Below are 18762 nucleotides of genomic sequence, written 5' to 3' on the forward strand. Positions count from 1 at the left end.
GCTTTCTGTCAAAGCCGCTGCCGCTGAAAAGGATGGAAAATGTCCAGGACCAAGACCGCCGACACGATCGAAAACGTTGAATTCCCGAGCTTCGACGCTTCCAAGGCCACCGACCAGATCCGCGCTTTCGCCGAAAAGGGCGTTGAGCAGTCGAAAGAGGCCTATGCCAAGCTGAAGACCGGCGCCGAGGAGACCCAGAAGGCTCTGGAGTCGACCTATGAGACCGCCAAGACTGTTTCCAGCGACCTGTCGCTCAAGACCATCGCGGCGCTGCGCGCCAATGCCGAAGCCGGCTTCTCGCATCTCGAAGCTCTGATCGGCGCCAAGTCGCTGTCGGAAGTCGTCGAACTGCAGACCTCCTTCCTGCGCAAGCGCATCGAGTTGACCGTCGAGCAGGCCAAGGACTTCCAGGCTGTTGCCTCCAAGGCGGCCGAAGACGTCTCCAAGCCGATCAAGACCGCCTTCGAGAAGGCCGTGAAGGACATCAAGGCTGCCTAACATTTGCGCATGATCTGAAGATGCAACAAAAGGTCGCATTTTCTTAAAAACGATCAGGCGTATGATGGTAGCCATCAAGGAATACCCGGCGAGTGGAACCTCCTCCCTCTGCTCCCCGGGGTGACCAGCCAGCACCTCCTCCCGCTGGCTCGTAACAGGAAAAGGCCGGCACCTCCTCCCGCCGGCCTTTTTCTTTGCCCGGTGAAACCCGCCCGATACGGCGAGATGTGGGGAAGTGGCCTTTGCTTCGCAAAAGCCTTGAATTAAAATCCATAAGCCCGTATGGACGCATCGCCGAACGACAGAGCGCTCGAGTGGTTTTCCGCTTCGATGCCGCTCAGGCAAGTGTGCCGTTGTAGCTCAGCTGGTTAGAGCGCCGGATTGTGGATCCGGAGGTCGCTGGTTCGATCCCAGCCAACGGTACCATTTGGTTGTCCAACTCGGCCACAGCCTCAAATGCGCGAAGGCGCTCGCCAGTTCAGTCGATCTCTGCCGCGTATTGGCCCGGTTGCAGTTCGCGCTAGCTCCTAGCAGCCCGCTGCGCTCAGCGCGGCGCTTGATACGGCTGCTCGCCGGTCTCGTCGCGCTTGTTTCAGCTTTGCCATGATTCACCTCTTACGGTGCTCCAAGCTGCGTCTCGGGAAAAACCACGATGCGCGCCCGGCGCGGAATAATAATTCTCTATATAATCCATAGACATTATATTCTGTCTTCGTTGACGACCGGCTTGCCGTTAGCTTCCTCCCGTTGTCGCCCGACAGGGCTATCAAAGGAGTGACGGATGGGTCGGCATATTCGCTTCAACGCTTTCGACATGAATTGCGTTGGCCACCAATCCCCTGGCCTGTGGAAACATCCGCGCGACAAGTCCTGGAAATACAAGGACCTGGACTACTGGCAGGACCTGGCTCGGACGCTCGAGCGCGGTATTTTCGACGGCATATTCATCGCCGACGTCATCGGCTATTACGACGTCTACAAGGGCTCGAACTACCACGCGATCGAGCAGGCGGCGCAGATTCCGGTCAATGATCCCTTGCAATTGGCCGCGCCGATCGCGCTTGCCACAGAACATCTCGGCATCGGCATTACCGCCTCGACCTCGTTCGAGCATCCCTACACATTCGCCCGCCGCCTTTCGACCGCCGACCACCACACCAAGGGTCGGGTCGGCTGGAACATCGTCACGTCGTATCTGGAAAGTGGCGCCAAGAATGTCGGCCAGACTGGCTTGAAAAGCCATGACAACCGTTACGAGGTCGCGGCCGAATATGTCGAGGTGCTCTACAAGCTGTTCGAAGGCAGCTGGGAGGAGGGCGCGGTGCTGCGCGATCCGGTCCGTGGCATCTTCACCGACCCCGGCAAGGTCCACGAGATTGGCCACAAGGGCAAGTTCTTCGAGGTGCCTGGCTACCATCTATCCGAGCCGTCGCCGCAGCGCACCCCGGTTCTCTATCAGGCGGGCGCCTCGGGTCCGGGCAAGGCCTTCGCCGCCGCCCATGCCGAGTGCGTCTTCGTCGGCGCGCCGACCAAATCGCTGCTCAAGGCCTATGTTTCCGAAATCCGCCAAAAGGCCGCCGCCGCCCGGCCGCGATCCGAAGAAGGTTCTGATCTACAACCTGACCACGCTGATCATTGATGAAACGGACGAAAAGGCCCGGAAGCGTTTCGAGGAGTATCAGAGCTATACGTCCTATGACGGCTCGCTGGTGTTCATGTCCGGCTGGAGCGGTATCGACTTCGGCCAATATGCGCCGACCGACGCGCTCAAGAAGGTCGAGACCAACGCCATCGTTTCGATGGTCGAGCACTTCGCCGGCAAGGACAAGGCCTGGACCGTCGAGGAACTGGCGAAATGGGGCGGCATCGGCGGCGTCGGGCCTGTCTTCGTCGGTTCGGCCGGCACAATCGCCGACATCCTGCAGGAATGGGTCGATGAAACCGGGGTCGATGGCTTCAACCTCGCCTATGCGGTGACGCCCGAAAGCTTCGAAGCCGCCGTCGACCTGCTCGTGCCGGAATTGCAGAAGCGCGGCGTCTATCCCACTGCCTACAAGCCCGGCACGTTGCGTGAAAAGCTGTTCGGCGAAGGGCCTTACCTTCCTGCGACGCATCCCGCCAGCGGCTACCGTGACATCGAAGCCGTCAAGCGCCGCGAAGCCGACCGTGCTGCGGCGTCCCGTCTGAAATCCGTGAGTGCGTGATGACCGGCCTGCTGGAACTCCACGACGTGTCGCTGTCCTTCAAGGGCGTGCGTGCCCTCAATGCGCTGAGCTTCAGCGTCGCCAAGGGTGAGATCTGCGCCCTGATCGGGCCGAATGGCGCCGGCAAGAGTTCGCTTCTCAATGTCATCAATGGCGTCTACCGCGCCGACGCCGGCGACATTGTCTTCGACGGGCTGCGCTTCGAGGCGATCCATCCGCAGAAGGCGGCCCATCTCGGCATAGGCCGGACCTTCCAGCACAATGCGTTGTTCCGCCGCCTGTCGGCGCGCGAGAACGTGTTGGCCGGTCTCTCTCGTCATGGCAACGCCAGCTTCTTCGAAAACATCTTTCGGTTGGGAAGGGATGGCGCCGAGCGCCAAGGCTTCCTCGCCCGCGCCGAGCGCACCATGTCGTTCCTGGGGCTCGACCGCCATGCGGGAAGGATCGTTTCGACACTTCCCTACGGTCTGCAGAAACGCGTCGATCTCGCCCGGGCATTGGTCGCCGGCCCGAAGCTGCTGCTGCTCGACGAACCGATGGCCGGCATGAACCAGGAAGAGAAGGAGGAGATGAGCCGCGTGATCCGCGAGGTCAATCGCGTCTTCGGCTCGACCGTGGTGCTGATCGAACACGATGTCGGCATCGTGCTCAACCTCGCCAGCCATGTGGTGGTTCTCGACTACGGCCGCAAGCTCGCGGACGGGGCACCCGACGAGGTGCGCAAGAATCCCGACGTGATAGCCGCCTATCTCGGCACGGTTCACTGAGGAACTCATGTCCTATTTCTTCGAAACATTGGTCAGCGGTCTGTTTGCCGGAGTGATGTACTCACTCGTCGCGATCGGCTTCGTGCTCATCTACAAGGCATCCGGAGTCTTCAATTTCGCACAAGGGGCGATGCTGCTGTTTGCGGCGCTGACCTTCGTCACCCTGATAGAGAAGGGCATGCCGTTTGCCCTGGCCTTCATCGTCACATCGCTTGTCATGGTGGCGATGGCGATCCTGATCGAGTGGCTGGTGCTGCGGCCGTTGCGAAACCGCGATCCGTTGACCCTGTTCATGGCCACTCTGGGATTGAGCTATGTCATCGAAGGGTTTGCCCAGCTGCTGATGGGCATGGATGTTCACATGCTCGATCTCGGCATCCCCGATGTCGCCGTACAGGTCGGCGGCATCTATGTCAGCCAGTTCGACATCATTGCCTCGTTGATCGCGCTGACGCTGGTCGCCACACTGGCCATCGCTTTCAACAAAACGCGCATGGGCATCTCGCTTCGCGCGGTGGCCGCCGACACGCTTGCGGCGCAGTCAATCGGCATCCGCCTGCCTGTCATCTGGCGCATCGTCTGGAGCGTCGCCGGCATCGTTGCCCTGGTTGCCGGCCTTGTCTGGGGATCGCGCCAGGGCGTGCAATATTCACTGTCGCTGGTGACGCTCAAGGCGCTGCCGGTGCTGATCATCGGTGGCTTCTCCTCCATCCCGGGCGCCATCGCCGGCGGCCTGCTCGTCGGCGCCACTGAGGCATTGGCCGACATCTATGTCGGCCCGCTGGTCAACGGCAGCGTTTCCGCCTGGTTTGCCTACATCCTCGCGGTCGGCTTCCTGCTGGTGCGTCCGGCCGGTCTGTTCGGCGACCGCGAAATCGAAAGGGTCTGATCGTGACCACGCTGCAGGAATCCGCCCCGTCCAAGCCGTTCCGCCAGCCTGCCTTTGGGGTTGGCACCGTCGCCGTGGTCGGTGGCCTGATCGCCGCCTTCGCGGTGCCGGCGCTTGCCGACGATTATTGGCTGAGCTCGATCATCATCCCGACGGTGATCATGGGGCTTGCCGGCATCGGCCTGAACCTCTTGATGGGTTATACCGGGCTTGTGTCGATTGGTTCGGCTGCCTTCATGTCGATCGGCGCCTTCTCGACCTACAATTTGCTGCTGCGTGCGCCGTTCTTGCCGTTGCCGGTCGTCCTGATCTTTGCCGGCCTGATCGCGGCGATCGCCGGCGTCATCTTCGGGCTGCCGTCGCTGCGCATCAAGGGCTTCTATCTCGGCGCCTCGACCCTGGGCGCCCAGTTCCTGTTCGAATGGCTGTTCACCAATTTCAGCTGGTTTTCGAATGACAGCCAGTCGCTGACCATCTCGGCGCCTCGGCTGCAGATCCTCGACTACGACCTCCAGTCGGCCACCGGCCGCTACTATCTGGTGATTGCAACCACCGTGCTGCTCATCGCGCTGGCCTTCGCCATCGTCAAAAGCCGCGTCGGCCGCGAATGGATGGCAATCCGCGACATGGATGTCGCTGCCTCGGTCATCGGCATCCGCGTTGCGCGCCGCAAGCTGCTGTCCTTCGGCATAAGCTCGTTTTTCCTCGGTATCGCCGGCGCTCTCTGGGCCTACGGATATCTCGGCACCGCGGATGCGCATGCGTTCAATCTCGATAAATCGTTCCAGATCCTGTTCATCGTCATCATCGGCGGCGTGGCAACCATCTTCGGCAATTTTCTCGGTGCCGCCTTCATCGTGCTGACACCGATCCTGCTCGACCGGCTGTCGCTGATCATCGACCTGTCATTCCTCGGCGATCAGGGCGCGCTGGCAAACCTGCAACACATCATCTTCGGCACGATCATCATCGTGCTGCTGATCAAGGAACCGGATGGATTGTCGAGCCTGGGAAGGCGCGGCGTGGAAGCCCTTCGCTCGCGAGCACGATCATCCAACTGAACTCAGACAGACGAAACACCTCGGCGCCGGGTCTTTCGTCTCCTCCCAAGCATCAGTCGTCACTTTCTCAAAACCACTCAAACAAGGGTTGCACAATGTCATTGCTAACCAAGACCATGTCGCTGGCGGCCGCTGCCGCGATGGCCGTCACGCTGCTGAGCAGCGCGTCTTTCGCCGAAGACGGCACTGGCCAACAGCTCTATCCGCTGTTTACCTACCGCACCGGGCCTTATGCTCCGTCGTTCATTCCGTTCGGCGCCGGCAATATCGACTATCTCCGCTACATCAATGAGGTCGAGGGCGGCGTCGACGGCGTCAAGATCCTCGTCCAGGAATGCGAGACGGCTTACACGATCGAGCGCGGCATCGAATGCTACGAACGCTACAAGAACGGCTATAACGGCGCGCTGACGGCGGCAATCTATCCGCATTCCAGCGGTCTCGACGTCGCACTCACCGACAAGGCCCGCATCGACAAGATCCCGATCGTCAGCCCTGGCGGTGGCCAGAACATCGCCACCGACGGTCGCGTCTTTCCCTACCAGTATCCATTGGTGTTCGATTACTGGAGCGAAGCCCAGATCATCGTCGATTACATCGCCCAGCAGGCAGGCGGCTATGACAAGCTCAAGGGGCTGAAGATCGCGACGCTCTATCACGATAGCGGCTATGGCCGCGACACGATCGAGCCGCTCGGCATCCTCTCCAAGAAATACGGCTTCGAGGACATCCAGATCCCGGTTCCGCATCCCGGCGAACAGCAGCAGACGCAGTGGCAGCAGATCCGTCGTGCAAACGCAGACTGGGTCTTCCTGCGCGGCTGGGGCGTCATGACGCCGGTGGCGATCAAGACAGCGGCCCGCGTCGGCTTCCCCGCCAATCGCATCATCGGCGATATCTGGAGCGGTTCGGAAGACGATGCCCGCCCGGCAGGTGCTGCCGCCAACGGTTACCTCGCCGTCTCCGTCTTCCCGCCGGGCACCGACTACGGCATCCTGAAGACGCTCAAGGCGGATATCCTCGACAAGGGCAAGTCCGACCTGAAGGACAATTCGAAGTTCGGCACGGTTTACTACAATTACGGCGTGATCGAAGCCATCACCTTCGTCGAGGCGCTGCGCACCGGCCACAAGAAATTCGGCAACAGGCCATTGACCGCCGCCGAAGGCCAGTGGGCGCTCGAACATCTCGACATCGATCAGAAGCGGATCGCCGAGCTTGGCGCGGAAGGCCTCATCAGCCCGCTGAAAACCTCGATCGACAACCACAAGGGCGAAACCATCGCCGCCAAGATCATCCAGTGGAACGGTCAGTCCTGGGACACAAGGACCGACTGGATCAAGGCCGACGCCTCGCTGTTTGCCGACGTCATCAAGGCAAAGGCAGCCGCCTACGCCAAGGAAAAGGGCATCGAGCCCCGCGTTGCAACGAACTGACACCAACCCGCACGGACAGGATCGACCCATGACCAATGCAGCAAAAAGCTTCCTCGAGATCCAGAACATGGAAGCGCTCTACGGTCAGGCGATCCTTGCCGTGCGCGACGTGTCGCTCAAGGTCGAGCAGGGCAAGATCGTTGCCCTGCTCGGCGCCAACGGCGCGGGCAAGACCACCACGCTGAAGGCGGTTTCCAATCTGCTTGGACCAGAGCGCGGCAAGGTCAGCCGCGGCAGCATCCTCTGGCAGGGCGAGCCGGTCAGCGGCCTTTCGGCGTCTCGGCTCGTCGCCAAAGGTGTCGTGCAGGTGCTGGAGGGCCGCCATTGCTTTGCGCAATTGACGGTCGAAGAAAACATCCTCTCCGGCGGCTTCCTCCGCAAGCCGGGCAGGGCAGACCTGCAGCGCGACGTCGAACGGATCTACACATGGTTTCCGCGCCTCAAGGAGAAGCGCAAGGTGAAGGCCGGCCTGACTTCCGGGGGCGAACAGCAGATGGTGGCCATCGGCCGCGCGCTGATGACCAAGCCGAGCCTTGTGCTGCTGGACGAGCCGTCGATGGGTCTCGCGCCGATCATCGTGCAGGAAATCTTCGAGATCATCCGCATTCTGAACCGTGAGCAGGGCGTCAGCTTCCTGCTTGCCGAGCAGAACGCCAATCTCGCGCTCCGCTATGCCGACTACGGCTACATCCTCGAAAACGGTCGCGTCGTTCTGTCGGGAACGGCAGAGGAACTGCGAGCCCGCGAGGATGTCCAGGACTTTTACCTGGGTGGTGCCAATGTCGCCAAATCACACTGACCGCTTCGCCCGCGCCGGGTGAGGTCGCCAATTTCAGGACAATGCAAAATGACACAGATCGATAAGGCCTGGGGCGCAGGTCCCAGCGCTCGCTATGAGACGCTCGCGGAACGGTTCCGGCCAATATTTGCTGAGATTGCCTCCGGCGCGGTCGAGCGGGAGCTTGGCCGCGAACTGCCAGTGACGGAGATCGCGAAATTGAAGCAGGCGGGCCTGGGCGCGCTGCGCATACCTGAAGCCGAAGGTGGCCTTGGCGCGACGCTGCCAGAACTCGCCAACATCCTGATCGAGCTGTCGGAGGCCGATTCCAATATCACCCAGGCGCTGCGCGGTCATTTTGGGTTTGTCGAGGATATCGTCAACAAGACATCCGGCGAGAGCCGCAAGCGCTGGGCGGAGCGGATTGCCCGTGGCGAGATCGCCGGCAATGCCTGGACCGAGATCGGCGATGCCAAACGGGACGTCTTCTCGACCCGCATCTCGAACAAGGGCGGCAAGCTGGTGCTCAACGGCACCAAATACTACACCACCGGCTCGCTGTTCGCCGACTGGATCGATGTCGGTGCGACGGGGCTCGATGGGGAAGGCATCGTGTTGCAGGTGCGTCGCGACGACCCGGGCGTCAATGTCGTCGACGACTGGGACGGTTTTGGCCAGACGCTCACGGCCAGTGGCACCACGACCTTTACCGATGCCACGGTCGACCCGGACGATGTCGTCGTCGACGATGACAAGTTCCGCTATGGCGCTGCCTTCTACCAGCTGGTGCATCTTGCCACCCTTGCCGGCATCGGCCGGGCGATAGCCAACGAGACTGCCGCCGCCGTCGCCGCCCGCCAGCGCTCATACTCCAATGGCGCAGGCCCACGCTCGAGCCAGGATCCGCAAGTGCTTCAGGTCGTCGGCCGCATTCGCAGCAACGCCTATGCGGCTGGCGCCATCGTTTTGCAGGTCGCGCAAGCCATCGAACGCGCTTATCAGGCGCACTTTGCCGGCGATGCCGATGCAGAGGAAAAGGCCAACGCCATCGCCGAACTCGAGACATCGCAGGCGGTGACGGTGGTCACGAATCTGGTTCTTGAAGCGGCGACGATCATCTTCGATGCGCTGGGCGCCTCCTCGACCAGGAAGCCGATCGGCCTCGATCGCCATTGGCGCAACGCCCGCACGCTGTCTTCGCACAACCCGCGCATCTACAAGGATCGCATCGTTGGCGACTACGCAGTCAATGGCTCGCCACCACCCTATCAGTGGCGGATCGGGCGCAGCCCGTCGCCGACTCCGATCGCTCTGGTGATCGAGGCTGCCGCGAAATAGGCGAAATCGACCTGCGACGGATCGTCGGATTCGCCTAGGAAGCGCACATACTTTGCTGGCAACCAACAGGCAAAGTATGTGCGCGTGGCTTGGTCAAACGCGCCGTGGCCGCTGTGGGCGAAGGCGCCAAAGAACCGCCGTTAGGCAATGGGTCAGCGTAGACCTTTCACCTTCGCCAGAATATCGTCCGAAAGCGCCGAGACGAGTGCCTTGTCGGCGCCCTTGCTCGGGATCAGGACGAATTCAACATCCTCCAACTGCGGCAGGCGGTCGATTTCCTTCAGGCCCGAAGGCGACATGCTTTGCGGTTGCACCAGAACCCCCATGCCGGCGCGGGCGGCAGCCGTCAGCCCGCTCAGGCTTCCACATGTGCAGACAATGCGCCAAGGCATGCGGTGTCGTTCGAGCACTTCCAGCGCAATGCTGCGCGTGACGCTCGGCGGCGGGAAGGCGATCAGCGGCAAGGCCGCGAGCGACAGGACGTGTTCCGGATCGCGGGCGAGCCAGACAAGCGGCTCGCGATAGACGAGCCGACCACGGCTGTCGCCCAGCCGGCGCTTGGCAAGGACGAGATCGAGCTCGCCATTGTCCTGCATCTGGTAGAGCACTCCGCTCAGCGCGACGGTCAGTTCAAGATCAACGGATGGGTGAGACCGGACGAAATCCTCCAGCACCAGCGGCAGGCGGCTGGTAACCAGGTCCTCGGATACGCCGAGCCTCAAGGTGCCCCGCAGCCGCTGCGCGGTGAACAGCGCCTGGACCTGTCCTTCTATGGACAACATGGTTCGGGCATGGCCAAGCAGGGCTTCGCCGTCTGGCGTCAGCACCACCTTGTGCGTGTCGCGGGCCAGCAACTGCCTGCCAAGCGCCGCCTCCAGCTTGCTGATGTGCTGGCTGACGGTGGATTGCCCGAGCCCCAGCCTCTCGGCCGCGAGGGTAAAGCTTCCCATCTGCTGGACGGTGACGAAGCTGCGAAGTTGGGCCAGATCGAGCATGAGTATCTCAAATTGCGATAACTGTTATTTCTTGTATCCAGTTTCGCAATGCACGAAAAGACGGCGTTGGACCCACTCGGGAACGAACATGTCATGCGCCGTTTTCTGCCGGACACCTTTCTGATCCTGCTGTTGTGCACCGTCGCGCTGGCGTCGGTCGCGCCTGCAACCGGGGCGTTCGCGGGATGGTTCGCGGTCGCGACCAATCTTGCCGTGGCGCTTCTGTTCTTCCTGCATGGGGCGCGGCTCTCGCGCGATGTCGTTGTTGCCGGCCTGATGCATTGGCGCCTGCACCTGGTGATCCTTCTGACGACCTTTGGTCTGTTCCCGCTGCTGGGTCTGGCGCTTAGCTATCTGCCTGCCGCGATCCTGCCCAAGCCGCTCTACCTCGGCATTCTGTTTCTGTGTGTCCTGCCGTCGACGGTCCAGTCCTCGATCGCGTTCACCTCGATGGCCGGTGGCAATGTCCCCGCGGCCATCTGCTCGGCGTCCGCCTCCAACATCTTCGGCATGTTCCTGACCCCCTTGCTCGTCGGGCTGCTCTTCTCCATGGGTGGTCACGGCGGATTTTCGTGGGATGCGGTGAGCCAGATCCTGATGCAACTGCTCTTGCCCTTTGCGCTCGGACAGTTGCTGGAACCGCGGATCGGCAAGTGGATACGCGCTCGCAAGACACTGCTGATGCCTGTCGATCGCGGCTCGATCCTGATGGTCGTCTATCTGGCCTTCAGCACGGCTGTCGCCGAGGGGCTGTGGCACATGTTCTCGCTGCGCGACATCGCCGTGGTCGTTGTCGCCGACATGGTGTTGCTTGGGCTGGTGCTTCTGCTCACGACCTATGGCAGCCGGCTTCTCGGCTTCAACAGGGCTGACCAGATCACGATCACCTTTTGCGGCTCGAAGAAGAGCTTGGCGAGCGGCGTGCCGATGGCCAACGTCATCTTTGCCGGCCAGGGCGTCGGCACGATCGTTCTGCCGCTGATGCTCTTCCACCAGATCCAGCTCATGGTCTGCGCCATGATCGCCCAGAAATATGCCCGTGCGGCGCACCGGTCCACCGTGCTGGAAGCCGAACCGACGGCTTCGGTCGCCTAGCTGGGTTTGCGTATATCGCAAGAAGGCCTTGCGCCCGCAGGCCGGCCTGGACGGTCAATCAGATCTTCGTCTTGATCCGCAGTCGACCTTATTCCGGCCGCGGAGCGTCGCCGGTGAAAGGAGGCACACTGGACGGCTGGACGATCGACGAGGTCGAGACACCAGCGCCTTACATTGACAAAATCGTTGAGGTTGGTCTTGTGTCGTGGAAACGCGATATCCATGGCCAGATCGCGATGTCGGCGACCGATAGTCGACGATATGCATCGAACCGTAACATCGTGCGGCGCATGTCCGCGGTCCGCCGATAGTCCGTGAACGACATGGAGAATTAGATGCGGAACACGATGCTGGGCTTGGCGGCACTTGCCCTGGCTGCGTGCCAATCGGTTCCCGTGGAGCCGCAACCCGCCGCTGTCGAACCTGCGTCAGGTCCGGTCGCCCCTCAACCGGTCTTGGCTGCCGCTGCTCCTGCTGGTTCTACAATCATGGATACATCCGTGACGATCACGCCCCCGGCGAAGGGCGTTCCGGCAAAGTATGCGGCTTTTTCGGGCATGTGGGCTGGACGATTGGAGGGCGCGTATGAAGCCGAAGTCGCCGTGCAAACGATTTCTGCAAACGGCAAGGTGACGGTCACCTTCGCCTGGGGGAATCTGGGCGACAACAATCCTGGAGAGGCCGCCGGTGAAGGAAGAATTGTTGGGGCCACGTTGAAGCTCGGGCGTCTGCCGAATGGCGCGGACATCAGCTTGACCATGATGCCTGACGGGACCCTGTCCGTAACCTATGCGCTCGCCGGCCAGACCTATAGGGGCGCGTTCATCAGGCAATGATCGAATCCCAACTGGTCGCCTTGCGGCCAGCCAGCATCCGTCAGCCCGCCATCCAGCCGCCGTCCACCATCAAATTGATACCGGTGACGTAGCTCGCCATGTCGCTGGCAAGGAACAGCGCAGCTCCTGCCACATCGTTCGGGGTTCCGAGTCGCGGCCAAGGCGTGCGCCGGTGTGAATAGTCGAGCGCGTCGGGGTCGTTGGCCACGCCCGGCTTGCCGGTGATGATCTTGCCGGGTGCGATGGCGTTGCAGACGATCAGGTCGTCGGCGTGGTCGACCGCGATCTGCCGCGTCATCTGCACGATGCCGCCCTTGCTCACCGAATAGGGAAGGTCGCCCGGGCAGGCGACCATGCCGTGTTGCGAGGAGATGTTGATGATGCGGCCGCGCACCTCGTTGACCGGCGCCTGGGCGAGCATCTGCATCACCGCCCGTTTCGAACAGTAGAAGAAGCCGGTCAGATTGACGCCGATGACGCGCTGCCATTGTTCCGGCGATGTCTCGATCAGATTGGTGCTGGTGTAGATCGCGGCGTTGTTGACCATCACGTCGAGCCGTCCGAACTGCGCGACCGTCGCACTGACCAGCGCATCGACGGCGTTCCAGTCGGATATGTCGGTCCGCATGTAAACGGCGGTTCCGCCGGCAGAGCGGATCAACCCCACGGTGCTCTCACCGCCCTCGATCGGCTGATCGACCGTGTCGGCGATGACGACATTCGCGCCCTCGGCCGCGAATTTCAGCGCGATCGCGCGGCCGATGCCGGAACTGCCTCCGGTGACGATGGCGGTCTTGTCTGTGAGCAGGGGCATGGTTCTTAGCTTTCCCGGGTGACGATGGTTCCGACGTTCGGGCCGATCAGCTTTCCCTCGCGCACGATCTCGCGGCCGCGCAGGAAGACACCTGTCAGCCGCGCCTGGACCGTCCAGCCGTCGAAGGGCGTATAGCCCGCTCGCGACACCTGATCGGCATTGGCGATCATGCTGGACTGGCGCGGATCGAGGATGAGGATGTCGGCATCGTAGCCGGTGGCGATCTTCCCCTTGCGCCGGCCAAGCCCGAAGCGCTCGGCCGGATTGCGGGCGCACAGGCGCACCAGATCGGGCAATTTGATCAGACCCTCGTCGACCAGCTTCAACATCGATTGCAGCAACGTTTGCAACCCCGGCATGCCGCCCGGAATGTCAGCGAAAGCCGCGTAGGGCGCCGCCTTCTCGGCAAGTGCGTGCGGCGCGTGGTCGGTGGCGACGATGTCGATCAGTCCCGTGCTCAGCGCGGCACGCAGCGCATCCACATCATGCGGCGAGCGCAACGGTGGTGAGGCCTTGAGATTGGCGCCTTGCGTCTCATAGTCGGCGGCAGTGAAGAACAGGTTCTGCGGTGTGGTTTCGACGCTGGCGTCGGCCATGCCGCGAAGCCGGCTCCACGTCTCGACGCCGAGTTCGGAATTGATCTGGCGGACATGAATTCTGGTCTCGGCCGAGGCGGCGGCGGCAAGCGCTCGGGCAATGCCGTTGGCCTCCGCCAGCGGCGGCCGGCTGGCCTGAAAGGCGGCGATGGTGCCGGAGCGATCGCGCATTGTGCTGCCGGTCAGGATCGATTGATCGCCGGGCGAGATGCCGATCAAAGTGTCGCTGCCGGCGAAAGCCTTCAACGCCTCGGCCACGGCGTCGAGTGTCGCGAAGAGGAAGTCATCGGGCACATCGGCGGTGAACAGCTCGAACGAGACCGGCGCGAGATCGAGCAGGCCTGAGACGTGCGACAGGTCGCTGCTGACCACGGCCTGGAAGCCGACATCGACATGGATGCAGCCGTCGGTCATCGCCATCTTGTCGGCAAGCCGTTCGGCCGTGGCCGTCCACGGCTCGTCGGTCGGCATGTCGAGCACCGTCGTCACGCCGCCAAGGGCCGCGGCATGCGTGCCGGAGGAAAAGTCCTCCTTGTGCGTCAGGCCGGGCTCTCGCAGATGTGCATGCGCGTCGACCAGCCCGGGCAGCAGATAGGCACCGGCCGCATCGAAAACGGTCCTCGCCGAAGCCGTCTCGCCGGGCGCGATCATTGCCGCGATACGGCCGTCGGTGATGCCCACATCGCGCCGCTCGAACCCATCGGCGTTGACGACGGTGGCTCCCCGGATCAGCGTTTCGAACATGTCGCCGTTCTCGTTGCTTTTGTCAGCCGCGCCGCTCGAAGCCGGCATGATTGTCCAGCCAGAACCGAGCAATGTCTTCGCGCCGCATAAAGGCGGCCGCCGGGTTTTGCTTCACATGCTCGATCACCTCGCGCAGGCCGGACGCCCGGTTGGGCTGGCCCATCCAGCGTGCATGGATGCCGATCGTTAGCATGCGGCCGCCTGTCCCGTCCGCCTCGTCGAGCATGTAGTCGATCGCCGAGCGGCAATCCTCGGCGAAATCGCGCGGATTGCTGTAACCGGGCGCCACCAGATAACGGCTGTCATTGAGCGTCTTGGAATAGGGCACGACCAGGATTTCCGTGCCCCGATGGTCGAGGAAATAGGGCAGGTCGTCGTTGCAGGGATCGGAGTGGTAGAGGAAGCCGCCTTCCTCGACGAGCAGATCGCGCGTGTTGACGCTGGGCAGCGAACGGCAGTTCCAGCCGAGGGGCCGCCTGCCCAGCAGTTTCTCGTAAAGCGCGATCGCTTCATGCAGATGGCGCTCTTCCTCGCTGCGCTCCATGGTCGTGTAGTCGATCCAGCGCAGGCCGTGGCCGAGCAGATCGTGCCGTCGCGTCTTCATCCATTCGATGAAGGGCGGGTTGCGCTCCAGCGCCACCGCGCAAGCGGAGATGGTGATCGGGATGTCGTAGCGGTCGAACAGCCGTGCCAACCGCCAGACACCGGCACGGCTGCCATATTCGAAATGCGTTTCGGTGCCGAGGTCGCGCACCGGCGGACTGGAGGCAAGATTGTATTCGCCCCAATTGTCGTTGCGGCCGTCTTCCAGCCAGGAATATTCCGAACCCTCCTCGTAGTTGAGCACGAGGTTGATGGCGAGCTTGACGCCGCCGGGCCAAGTGACGAAGGGTGGATGCGGACCATAGCCGACGAAGTCGCGCGGCTGGGGCGGTTGCGAGGCAGCGCTCTGCGTCATGGCAAATTCCTCTCAGCTCGTTTCGTTGGCTTCTATCCAGTCCATGTAGGTGTGGAAGGCTTCCTTGCCGGGACGCGGCCGCCATGTGGTGTCGCGGAGGATGCGGGCGATGTCATAGGCGCCCCACATGCCGCCTTTCAGCCTCACATCCTGGACGATGTTGGCGTCTTCTCCCGATGTCACCTCGACTTTCAGTCCGGGCACGCGCTCCTTTGCCCAGTCAATGATCTCGCCGATGGTCTGGCTGGAGCCGGAGCCGATATTGTAGTGGCGGTAATTGAGGCGCGGCGCATCGATCAGCGCGAGGATCGCGGCGGCAACGTCGGTCGAGACGGTGTAGTCGCCGACCGGCTCCAGGCTGTTCGGCCTGATCGTCTCGCCGGCCAAAGCCATATGCGCGACGCGGTTGGGAACATGGCGAAAGTTGCGGCTCTCGGTGGCGCGGTCCATCGGGCCGTAGACGGAAGCAAGCCGCACCGAGACCGCCGACAGGCCGAATAGGTCGGCATAGCGGTTGGTGACCATCTCGGAGGCGAATTTCGAGATGCCGTAAAGCGTCAACGGCGCGACATAGCCGTCTTCCGGCAGCGGCTCGCCGCCCCAGTCAGGCCCGTTGTGGCGGTAGACGGAGCCGGAGCTGACATAGACGAAGCGCTTCACCTCCGGCCTCGTACGTGCCCAGTCCAGCATCCGCACGGTGCCCATGAGATTGACGTCGACGATGCGGGCCGGGTCCTCGGCCTCTGGCTGGCGTTTTGCCTCCGACGCGCTGCCGCGCGAGATCGGCGTGATCGTCGCGCCATGCACGATTACCGTGATGCCTTGCTCGTCGAGCGTCGCGGACCAGGCCTTCGGGTCGAGGACATCGGCGGCGATTACTGTGAGCCGGTCGCGCACCGGGGCGAAATGCTTTTCGGCCGCCGCGTCGAGGCTGGACCGGTCGAGGATCACGGCGCGGGCTTGCGGGTCGCGGTCGAGCCATGCGCGTGCGACCACGCTCATGACGAAGCCGGTGCCACCGGTGACGAGCAGCGTCATGCGAACTCCTTTGAAGTTGAACGAAGAGGGTCAGCGCGTCGCATAGCCGCCGTCCACGAGCATGTCGGATCCGGTGACAAAGGATGCGTCCGATGACAAAAGGAAAGCCGCCGCAGCGGCGATCTCCTCCGGCTCCGCGATGCGGCCGAGCAGATGCGCGGGTCCAAGACCTGCATTGGCGGCCTCGAAGTCTGGAAACCTGCGCAGCAGGCGCGTCGTCGCCACCGCGCCCGGCGACAGGCTGTTGACGCGCACCTTGTCCGGCGCATGGTCGACCGCCATCGCCTTGGCGAGATGGATCAGCCCCGCCTTGGCGGCACAATAGGCAACGGCCCTGGTGGTCGCGACGCGTCCGAACTGCGAGCCGATGAACACCACCGAACCGCCGCCACCCGCCGCGATCAACGGCACCGCGTATTTGCTCATCAGGAACGCACCAGTCAGGCCGACGTCGAGCTCGCGGCGCCAGGATTGTTCGTCGAGATCGACGACGGTAGCATTCGTCGATGGTGCGGCGGCGTTGTACACCAGTCCGTCCAGCCGGCCGAATTTTTGTCTCGCGAATTCGACGGCGTCCCGGGCGGAGCCAATCTCGGTCACGTCACATTGGCAGGCGGCAGCAGAAGGACCAAGTGTATCGGCAAGCTGTGTCGCCGCCGCGAGATCATGGTCAGCGCAGACCACGCTGGCGCCTTCCGCAACGCAGCGTTGGGCAATGGCGGCGCCAATGCCGCTTGCGGCGCCCGCGATCAGGACAACGCTTCCTTGCAGTCGGTTCATCGCGGCGACCTCAACCCCGTTCCTCGACGCTTTGCATGACCGGCGCTGTGACCGGCCGGCGCAGAAGATTGTAGCAGGCCGCGAGCGTGACCAGGGCGGCGCCGCCGCCGAGCAGCAGGAACATTGCGGGAGGCCCAAGATGCGCCATCAACCCCGCGGCGACGCCCGGCGTCGCCACATTGCCGATCGAATAGAGCAGAAGCAGCGTGCCGGAGGCAGCGACCATGTGCCGGCTGTGAAGCTGCGATGCACCGAAGGCCATCGCCACCGGATAGATCGTCAGCGCCGTGGCACCGTAGAGGAAGAACAGCACGAACAGCAGCGGGACCGACAGGGTGCCGACCCATGCGATCGCGGCGCAGGCCGTCACCGACACCAGCCCTTGCGCCAGCAGCATCAGGCGGCGGTCGAACCGGTCCGACAGCCAGCCGACCGGGGTCTGCGCGAGCATGCCGGCGATGCTGATCGTGGTCACCAGCCAGACCGTGGCCGCCGCCGACAGTCCGATCTGCGTCCCGTAAAGAGGCGTCAGCACGAAGATGTTCATGTTGGTGATGCCGGCCTGGAAAATGGCGACGACCGTCACGGGAGCCAGCCTGAAAAGCGCCAGCGGTCCGAGCCGCCTGTCTGCCTTCGCTCCGGGCGCCGGTGCCGGATCGGTCGGCACCGAAGGCAGCGCCGGCCAGCGCGACCCAGCGAACTTTGGCGCGAACGCCAGAAGCACCGTCGCCGCCGCGACCAAGAACAGATGCGGAGATTGCGGGCCGACCAGCGCCACCAGGATCTGGCCGAGCAGCACGGCGATCGCCGTCGTCAGCATGTAGATCGAGAACATCGCGCCGCGATTGTGCTGTTCGGCATAGAGATTGATCCAGCTCTCGCAGACGACGAACATCGAGGCCATCGACATGCCGCCGAGCAGCCGGAAGCAGAACCAGGCCGGTATGAAGTCGGTGAAGACGAAGCCCAGGGCCGACAGCAGCGCTGTCGTCAGGATCAGCAGGAAGGTCCGCTCATGGCCATAGCGGGCGACCAATGGACGTGTCATCAGACAGCCGATCAGGAAGCCGACCGGATAGGCGGTCAGCACGATCTGCACGACGTTGGGGTTGACGCCAGGTTTGCCGAGGTGGAACGACACCGCTGTCGTCAGCATGGCGCTGCCGATGCAGGCGAGACAGACGCTTGCCATGATCGGCAACATGGCGCGGGAACGCTCGGCGTTCCGCCACAAGCGCATCGCGGATTGAGCGATCGATCCCATGAATGCCGCTGTCAGCCGGCTAGAACAGACGCCGGCGATCACAAACAGGATCAATGACCGACGCTGGACTCTCATGCATGGCGACGGCTCCCCTTGGCAGCCACGCTGACCGGCTGCTGCTCTCCCAGACAGAAGCTACACCTCGTCATGCATGCCACAAGCGAAGATTGACACGGCTATGGCGTCATTTTTTTGGCCATCCCGGTGGCGGAAAACGGCGTTGCGCCGTGCGACAGGCTTTACAGTCCTTTTGCACGCTCCCTACGATAGGTCGCCTGCAGAACATCGAGAGGAGACCAGGAGATGACGATCGAACGTCTTGAGAATGGCCAACGCTTCTGCCGGGTGCTGCGCTACAACGGCACCGTCTATGTCTCCGGCCTGACGGCGGACGATCTTTCCGGCGACACCACCGCGCAGACGAAGCAGATCTTCGCCAAGATCGATGCCCTTCTGGCCAAGGCCGGCAGCGACAAGTCGAAGCTTTTGAGCGCCCAGATCTGGCTGCGCGACATCGCCGACTTCGACATGATGAATGCGGCCTGGGATGCCTGGATCGACCGCAGCGCCATGCCGGTGCGCGCAACGGTGGAGGCGCGTCTTGCCGGCGACCAGTATCGCGTCGAGATCATGGTCACGGCGGCGGTCGGCTGACGCCGATTGGGGTGGGC

Annotated in this window: 17 protein-coding genes, 1 tRNA gene and 1 pseudogene; 12 read left to right on the forward strand and 7 right to left on the reverse strand. The window is 62.8% G+C overall.

Features of this window, described 5'->3' with window-relative positions; translation table 11 throughout:
• The first annotated feature begins 39 nt into the window (after nucleotides 1–39).
• The 9 genes and pseudogenes from HB778_RS20395 (at nucleotide 40) to HB778_RS20435 (ending at nucleotide 8971) form a co-directional block, all read left to right on the forward strand.
• A complete protein-coding gene (locus tag HB778_RS20395; RefSeq protein ID WP_095198187.1) occupies nucleotides 40–498 on the forward strand; it encodes a phasin in 459 nt (152 codons plus the stop codon).
• Nucleotides 499–847: 349 nt separating this feature from the next.
• Nucleotides 848–924, forward strand: a tRNA-His gene (locus HB778_RS20400).
• Between the two features lie 355 nt (nucleotides 925–1279).
• Nucleotides 1280–2702, forward strand: a pseudogene (locus HB778_RS20405) (LLM class flavin-dependent oxidoreductase).
• Nucleotides 2702–3469: an ABC transporter ATP-binding protein gene (locus tag HB778_RS20410; RefSeq protein ID WP_210308034.1), complete on the forward strand. Its 768-nt coding sequence runs from the start codon at nucleotides 2702–2704 to the stop codon at nucleotides 3467–3469. The pseudogene HB778_RS20405 and the gene HB778_RS20410 overlap by 1 nt, the downstream one beginning before the upstream one ends.
• 7 nt (nucleotides 3470–3476) lie before the next feature.
• Nucleotides 3477–4358, forward strand: coding sequence for a branched-chain amino acid ABC transporter permease (locus HB778_RS20415; RefSeq protein ID WP_183456436.1), 882 nt, complete (start codon nucleotides 3477–3479; stop codon nucleotides 4356–4358).
• Nucleotides 4359–4369: 11 nt separating this feature from the next.
• Nucleotides 4370–5419 (forward strand): branched-chain amino acid ABC transporter permease, encoded by a 1050-nt coding sequence (locus tag HB778_RS20420; RefSeq protein ID WP_432421268.1) that lies wholly within the window; start codon nucleotides 4370–4372, stop codon nucleotides 5417–5419.
• A gap of 95 nt (nucleotides 5420–5514) precedes the next feature.
• Nucleotides 5515–6855 (forward strand): ABC transporter substrate-binding protein, encoded by a 1341-nt coding sequence (locus HB778_RS20425; RefSeq protein WP_183456440.1) that lies wholly within the window; start codon nucleotides 5515–5517, stop codon nucleotides 6853–6855.
• A 28-nt stretch (nucleotides 6856–6883) separates the two neighbouring features.
• Nucleotides 6884–7654, forward strand: coding sequence for an ABC transporter ATP-binding protein (locus HB778_RS20430; protein WP_183456442.1), 771 nt, complete (start codon nucleotides 6884–6886; stop codon nucleotides 7652–7654).
• Between the two features lie 48 nt (nucleotides 7655–7702).
• Nucleotides 7703–8971, forward strand: coding sequence for an acyl-CoA dehydrogenase family protein (locus tag HB778_RS20435; protein WP_183456444.1), 1269 nt, complete (start codon nucleotides 7703–7705; stop codon nucleotides 8969–8971).
• 152 nt (nucleotides 8972–9123) lie between these two features.
• Here HB778_RS20435 and HB778_RS20440 read toward each other — a convergent pair whose 3' ends face one another.
• Nucleotides 9124–9966, reverse strand: coding sequence for a LysR family transcriptional regulator (locus tag HB778_RS20440; protein WP_183456446.1), 843 nt, complete (start codon nucleotides 9964–9966; stop codon nucleotides 9124–9126).
• Between the two features lie 48 nt (nucleotides 9967–10014).
• Here HB778_RS20440 and HB778_RS20445 point away from each other — a divergent pair, with 48 nt between their 5' ends.
• Nucleotides 10015–11061 (forward strand): bile acid:sodium symporter family protein, encoded by a 1047-nt coding sequence (locus HB778_RS20445; protein WP_432421195.1) that lies wholly within the window; start codon nucleotides 10015–10017, stop codon nucleotides 11059–11061.
• A 500-nt stretch (nucleotides 11062–11561) separates the two neighbouring features.
• Nucleotides 11562–11897, forward strand: coding sequence for a hypothetical protein (locus tag HB778_RS20450; protein WP_244661537.1), 336 nt, complete (start codon nucleotides 11562–11564; stop codon nucleotides 11895–11897).
• A gap of 40 nt (nucleotides 11898–11937) precedes the next feature.
• Here the strand turns inward: HB778_RS20450 and HB778_RS20455 are convergent, their stop codons facing one another.
• From HB778_RS20455 to HB778_RS20480, 6 genes are read right to left on the reverse strand one after another with little or no spacing between them, the layout of a single operon-like run.
• The gene (locus tag HB778_RS20455; RefSeq protein ID WP_183456450.1) at nucleotides 11938–12711 is read right to left on the reverse strand and encodes an SDR family NAD(P)-dependent oxidoreductase; all 774 of its coding nucleotides are present in this window, start codon (nucleotides 12709–12711) and stop codon (nucleotides 11938–11940) included.
• A gap of 5 nt (nucleotides 12712–12716) precedes the next feature.
• Nucleotides 12717–14099 carry a dihydroorotase gene (locus HB778_RS20460; protein WP_244661538.1) on the reverse strand — a complete coding sequence of 461 codons (1383 nt, stop codon included), beginning with the start codon at nucleotides 14097–14099 and terminating at the stop codon, nucleotides 12717–12719.
• Nucleotides 14074–15009 carry an allantoinase PuuE gene (locus tag HB778_RS20465; RefSeq protein ID WP_183456452.1) on the reverse strand — a complete coding sequence of 312 codons (936 nt, stop codon included), beginning with the start codon at nucleotides 15007–15009 and terminating at the stop codon, nucleotides 14074–14076. Before HB778_RS20465 ends, HB778_RS20460 begins: the two co-directional genes overlap by 26 nt.
• A 12-nt stretch (nucleotides 15010–15021) precedes the next feature.
• Entirely contained in the window at nucleotides 15022–16047 is a 1026-nt protein-coding gene (locus tag HB778_RS20470) for an NAD-dependent epimerase/dehydratase family protein (protein WP_183456454.1), read from the reverse strand.
• A 30-nt stretch (nucleotides 16048–16077) separates the two neighbouring features.
• Entirely contained in the window at nucleotides 16078–16827 is a 750-nt protein-coding gene (locus HB778_RS20475; protein WP_183456456.1) for an SDR family NAD(P)-dependent oxidoreductase, read from the reverse strand.
• 10 nt (nucleotides 16828–16837) lie between these two features.
• Entirely contained in the window at nucleotides 16838–18166 is a 1329-nt protein-coding gene (locus HB778_RS20480; RefSeq protein WP_348524625.1) for an MFS transporter, read from the reverse strand.
• 228 nt (nucleotides 18167–18394) lie between these two features.
• Here HB778_RS20480 and HB778_RS20485 point away from each other — a divergent pair, with 228 nt between their 5' ends.
• Nucleotides 18395–18745 (forward strand): RidA family protein, encoded by a 351-nt coding sequence (locus HB778_RS20485; protein ID WP_115139774.1) that lies wholly within the window; start codon nucleotides 18395–18397, stop codon nucleotides 18743–18745.
• The last annotated feature ends 17 nt before the right edge of the window (nucleotides 18746–18762 follow it).

Origin of the sequence: Mesorhizobium huakuii (assembly GCF_014189455.1) — a bacterium.
GTDB lineage: Bacteria > Pseudomonadota > Alphaproteobacteria > Rhizobiales > Rhizobiaceae > Mesorhizobium > Mesorhizobium huakuii_A.

Coding starts and splice junctions, on each gene's coding strand:
- HB778_RS20485 (WP_115139774.1), top strand. CDS start 18,395: ATGACGATCGAACGTCTTGAGAATGGCCAACGCTTCTGCCGGGTGCTG.
- HB778_RS20410 (WP_210308034.1), top strand. CDS start 2,702: ATGACCGGCCTGCTGGAACTCCACGACGTGTCGCTGTCCTTCAAGGGC.
- HB778_RS20480 (WP_348524625.1), bottom strand. CDS start 18,166: ATGAGAGTCCAGCGTCGGTCATTGATCCTGTTTGTGATCGCCGGCGTC.
- HB778_RS20425 (WP_183456440.1), top strand. CDS start 5,515: ATGTCATTGCTAACCAAGACCATGTCGCTGGCGGCCGCTGCCGCGATG.
- HB778_RS20440 (WP_183456446.1), bottom strand. CDS start 9,966: ATGCTCGATCTGGCCCAACTTCGCAGCTTCGTCACCGTCCAGCAGATG.
- HB778_RS20395 (WP_095198187.1), top strand. CDS start 40: ATGTCCAGGACCAAGACCGCCGACACGATCGAAAACGTTGAATTCCCG.
- HB778_RS20445 (WP_432421195.1), top strand. CDS start 10,015: ATGCACGAAAAGACGGCGTTGGACCCACTCGGGAACGAACATGTCATG.
- HB778_RS20475 (WP_183456456.1), bottom strand. CDS start 16,827: ATGAACCGACTGCAAGGAAGCGTTGTCCTGATCGCGGGCGCCGCAAGC.
- HB778_RS20470 (WP_183456454.1), bottom strand. CDS start 16,047: ATGACGCTGCTCGTCACCGGTGGCACCGGCTTCGTCATGAGCGTGGTC.
- HB778_RS20435 (WP_183456444.1), top strand. CDS start 7,703: ATGACACAGATCGATAAGGCCTGGGGCGCAGGTCCCAGCGCTCGCTAT.
- HB778_RS20460 (WP_244661538.1), bottom strand. CDS start 14,099: ATGCCGGCTTCGAGCGGCGCGGCTGACAAAAGCAACGAGAACGGCGAC.
- HB778_RS20415 (WP_183456436.1), top strand. CDS start 3,477: ATGTCCTATTTCTTCGAAACATTGGTCAGCGGTCTGTTTGCCGGAGTG.
- HB778_RS20455 (WP_183456450.1), bottom strand. CDS start 12,711: ATGCCCCTGCTCACAGACAAGACCGCCATCGTCACCGGAGGCAGTTCC.
- HB778_RS20465 (WP_183456452.1), bottom strand. CDS start 15,009: ATGACGCAGAGCGCTGCCTCGCAACCGCCCCAGCCGCGCGACTTCGTC.
- HB778_RS20430 (WP_183456442.1), top strand. CDS start 6,884: ATGACCAATGCAGCAAAAAGCTTCCTCGAGATCCAGAACATGGAAGCG.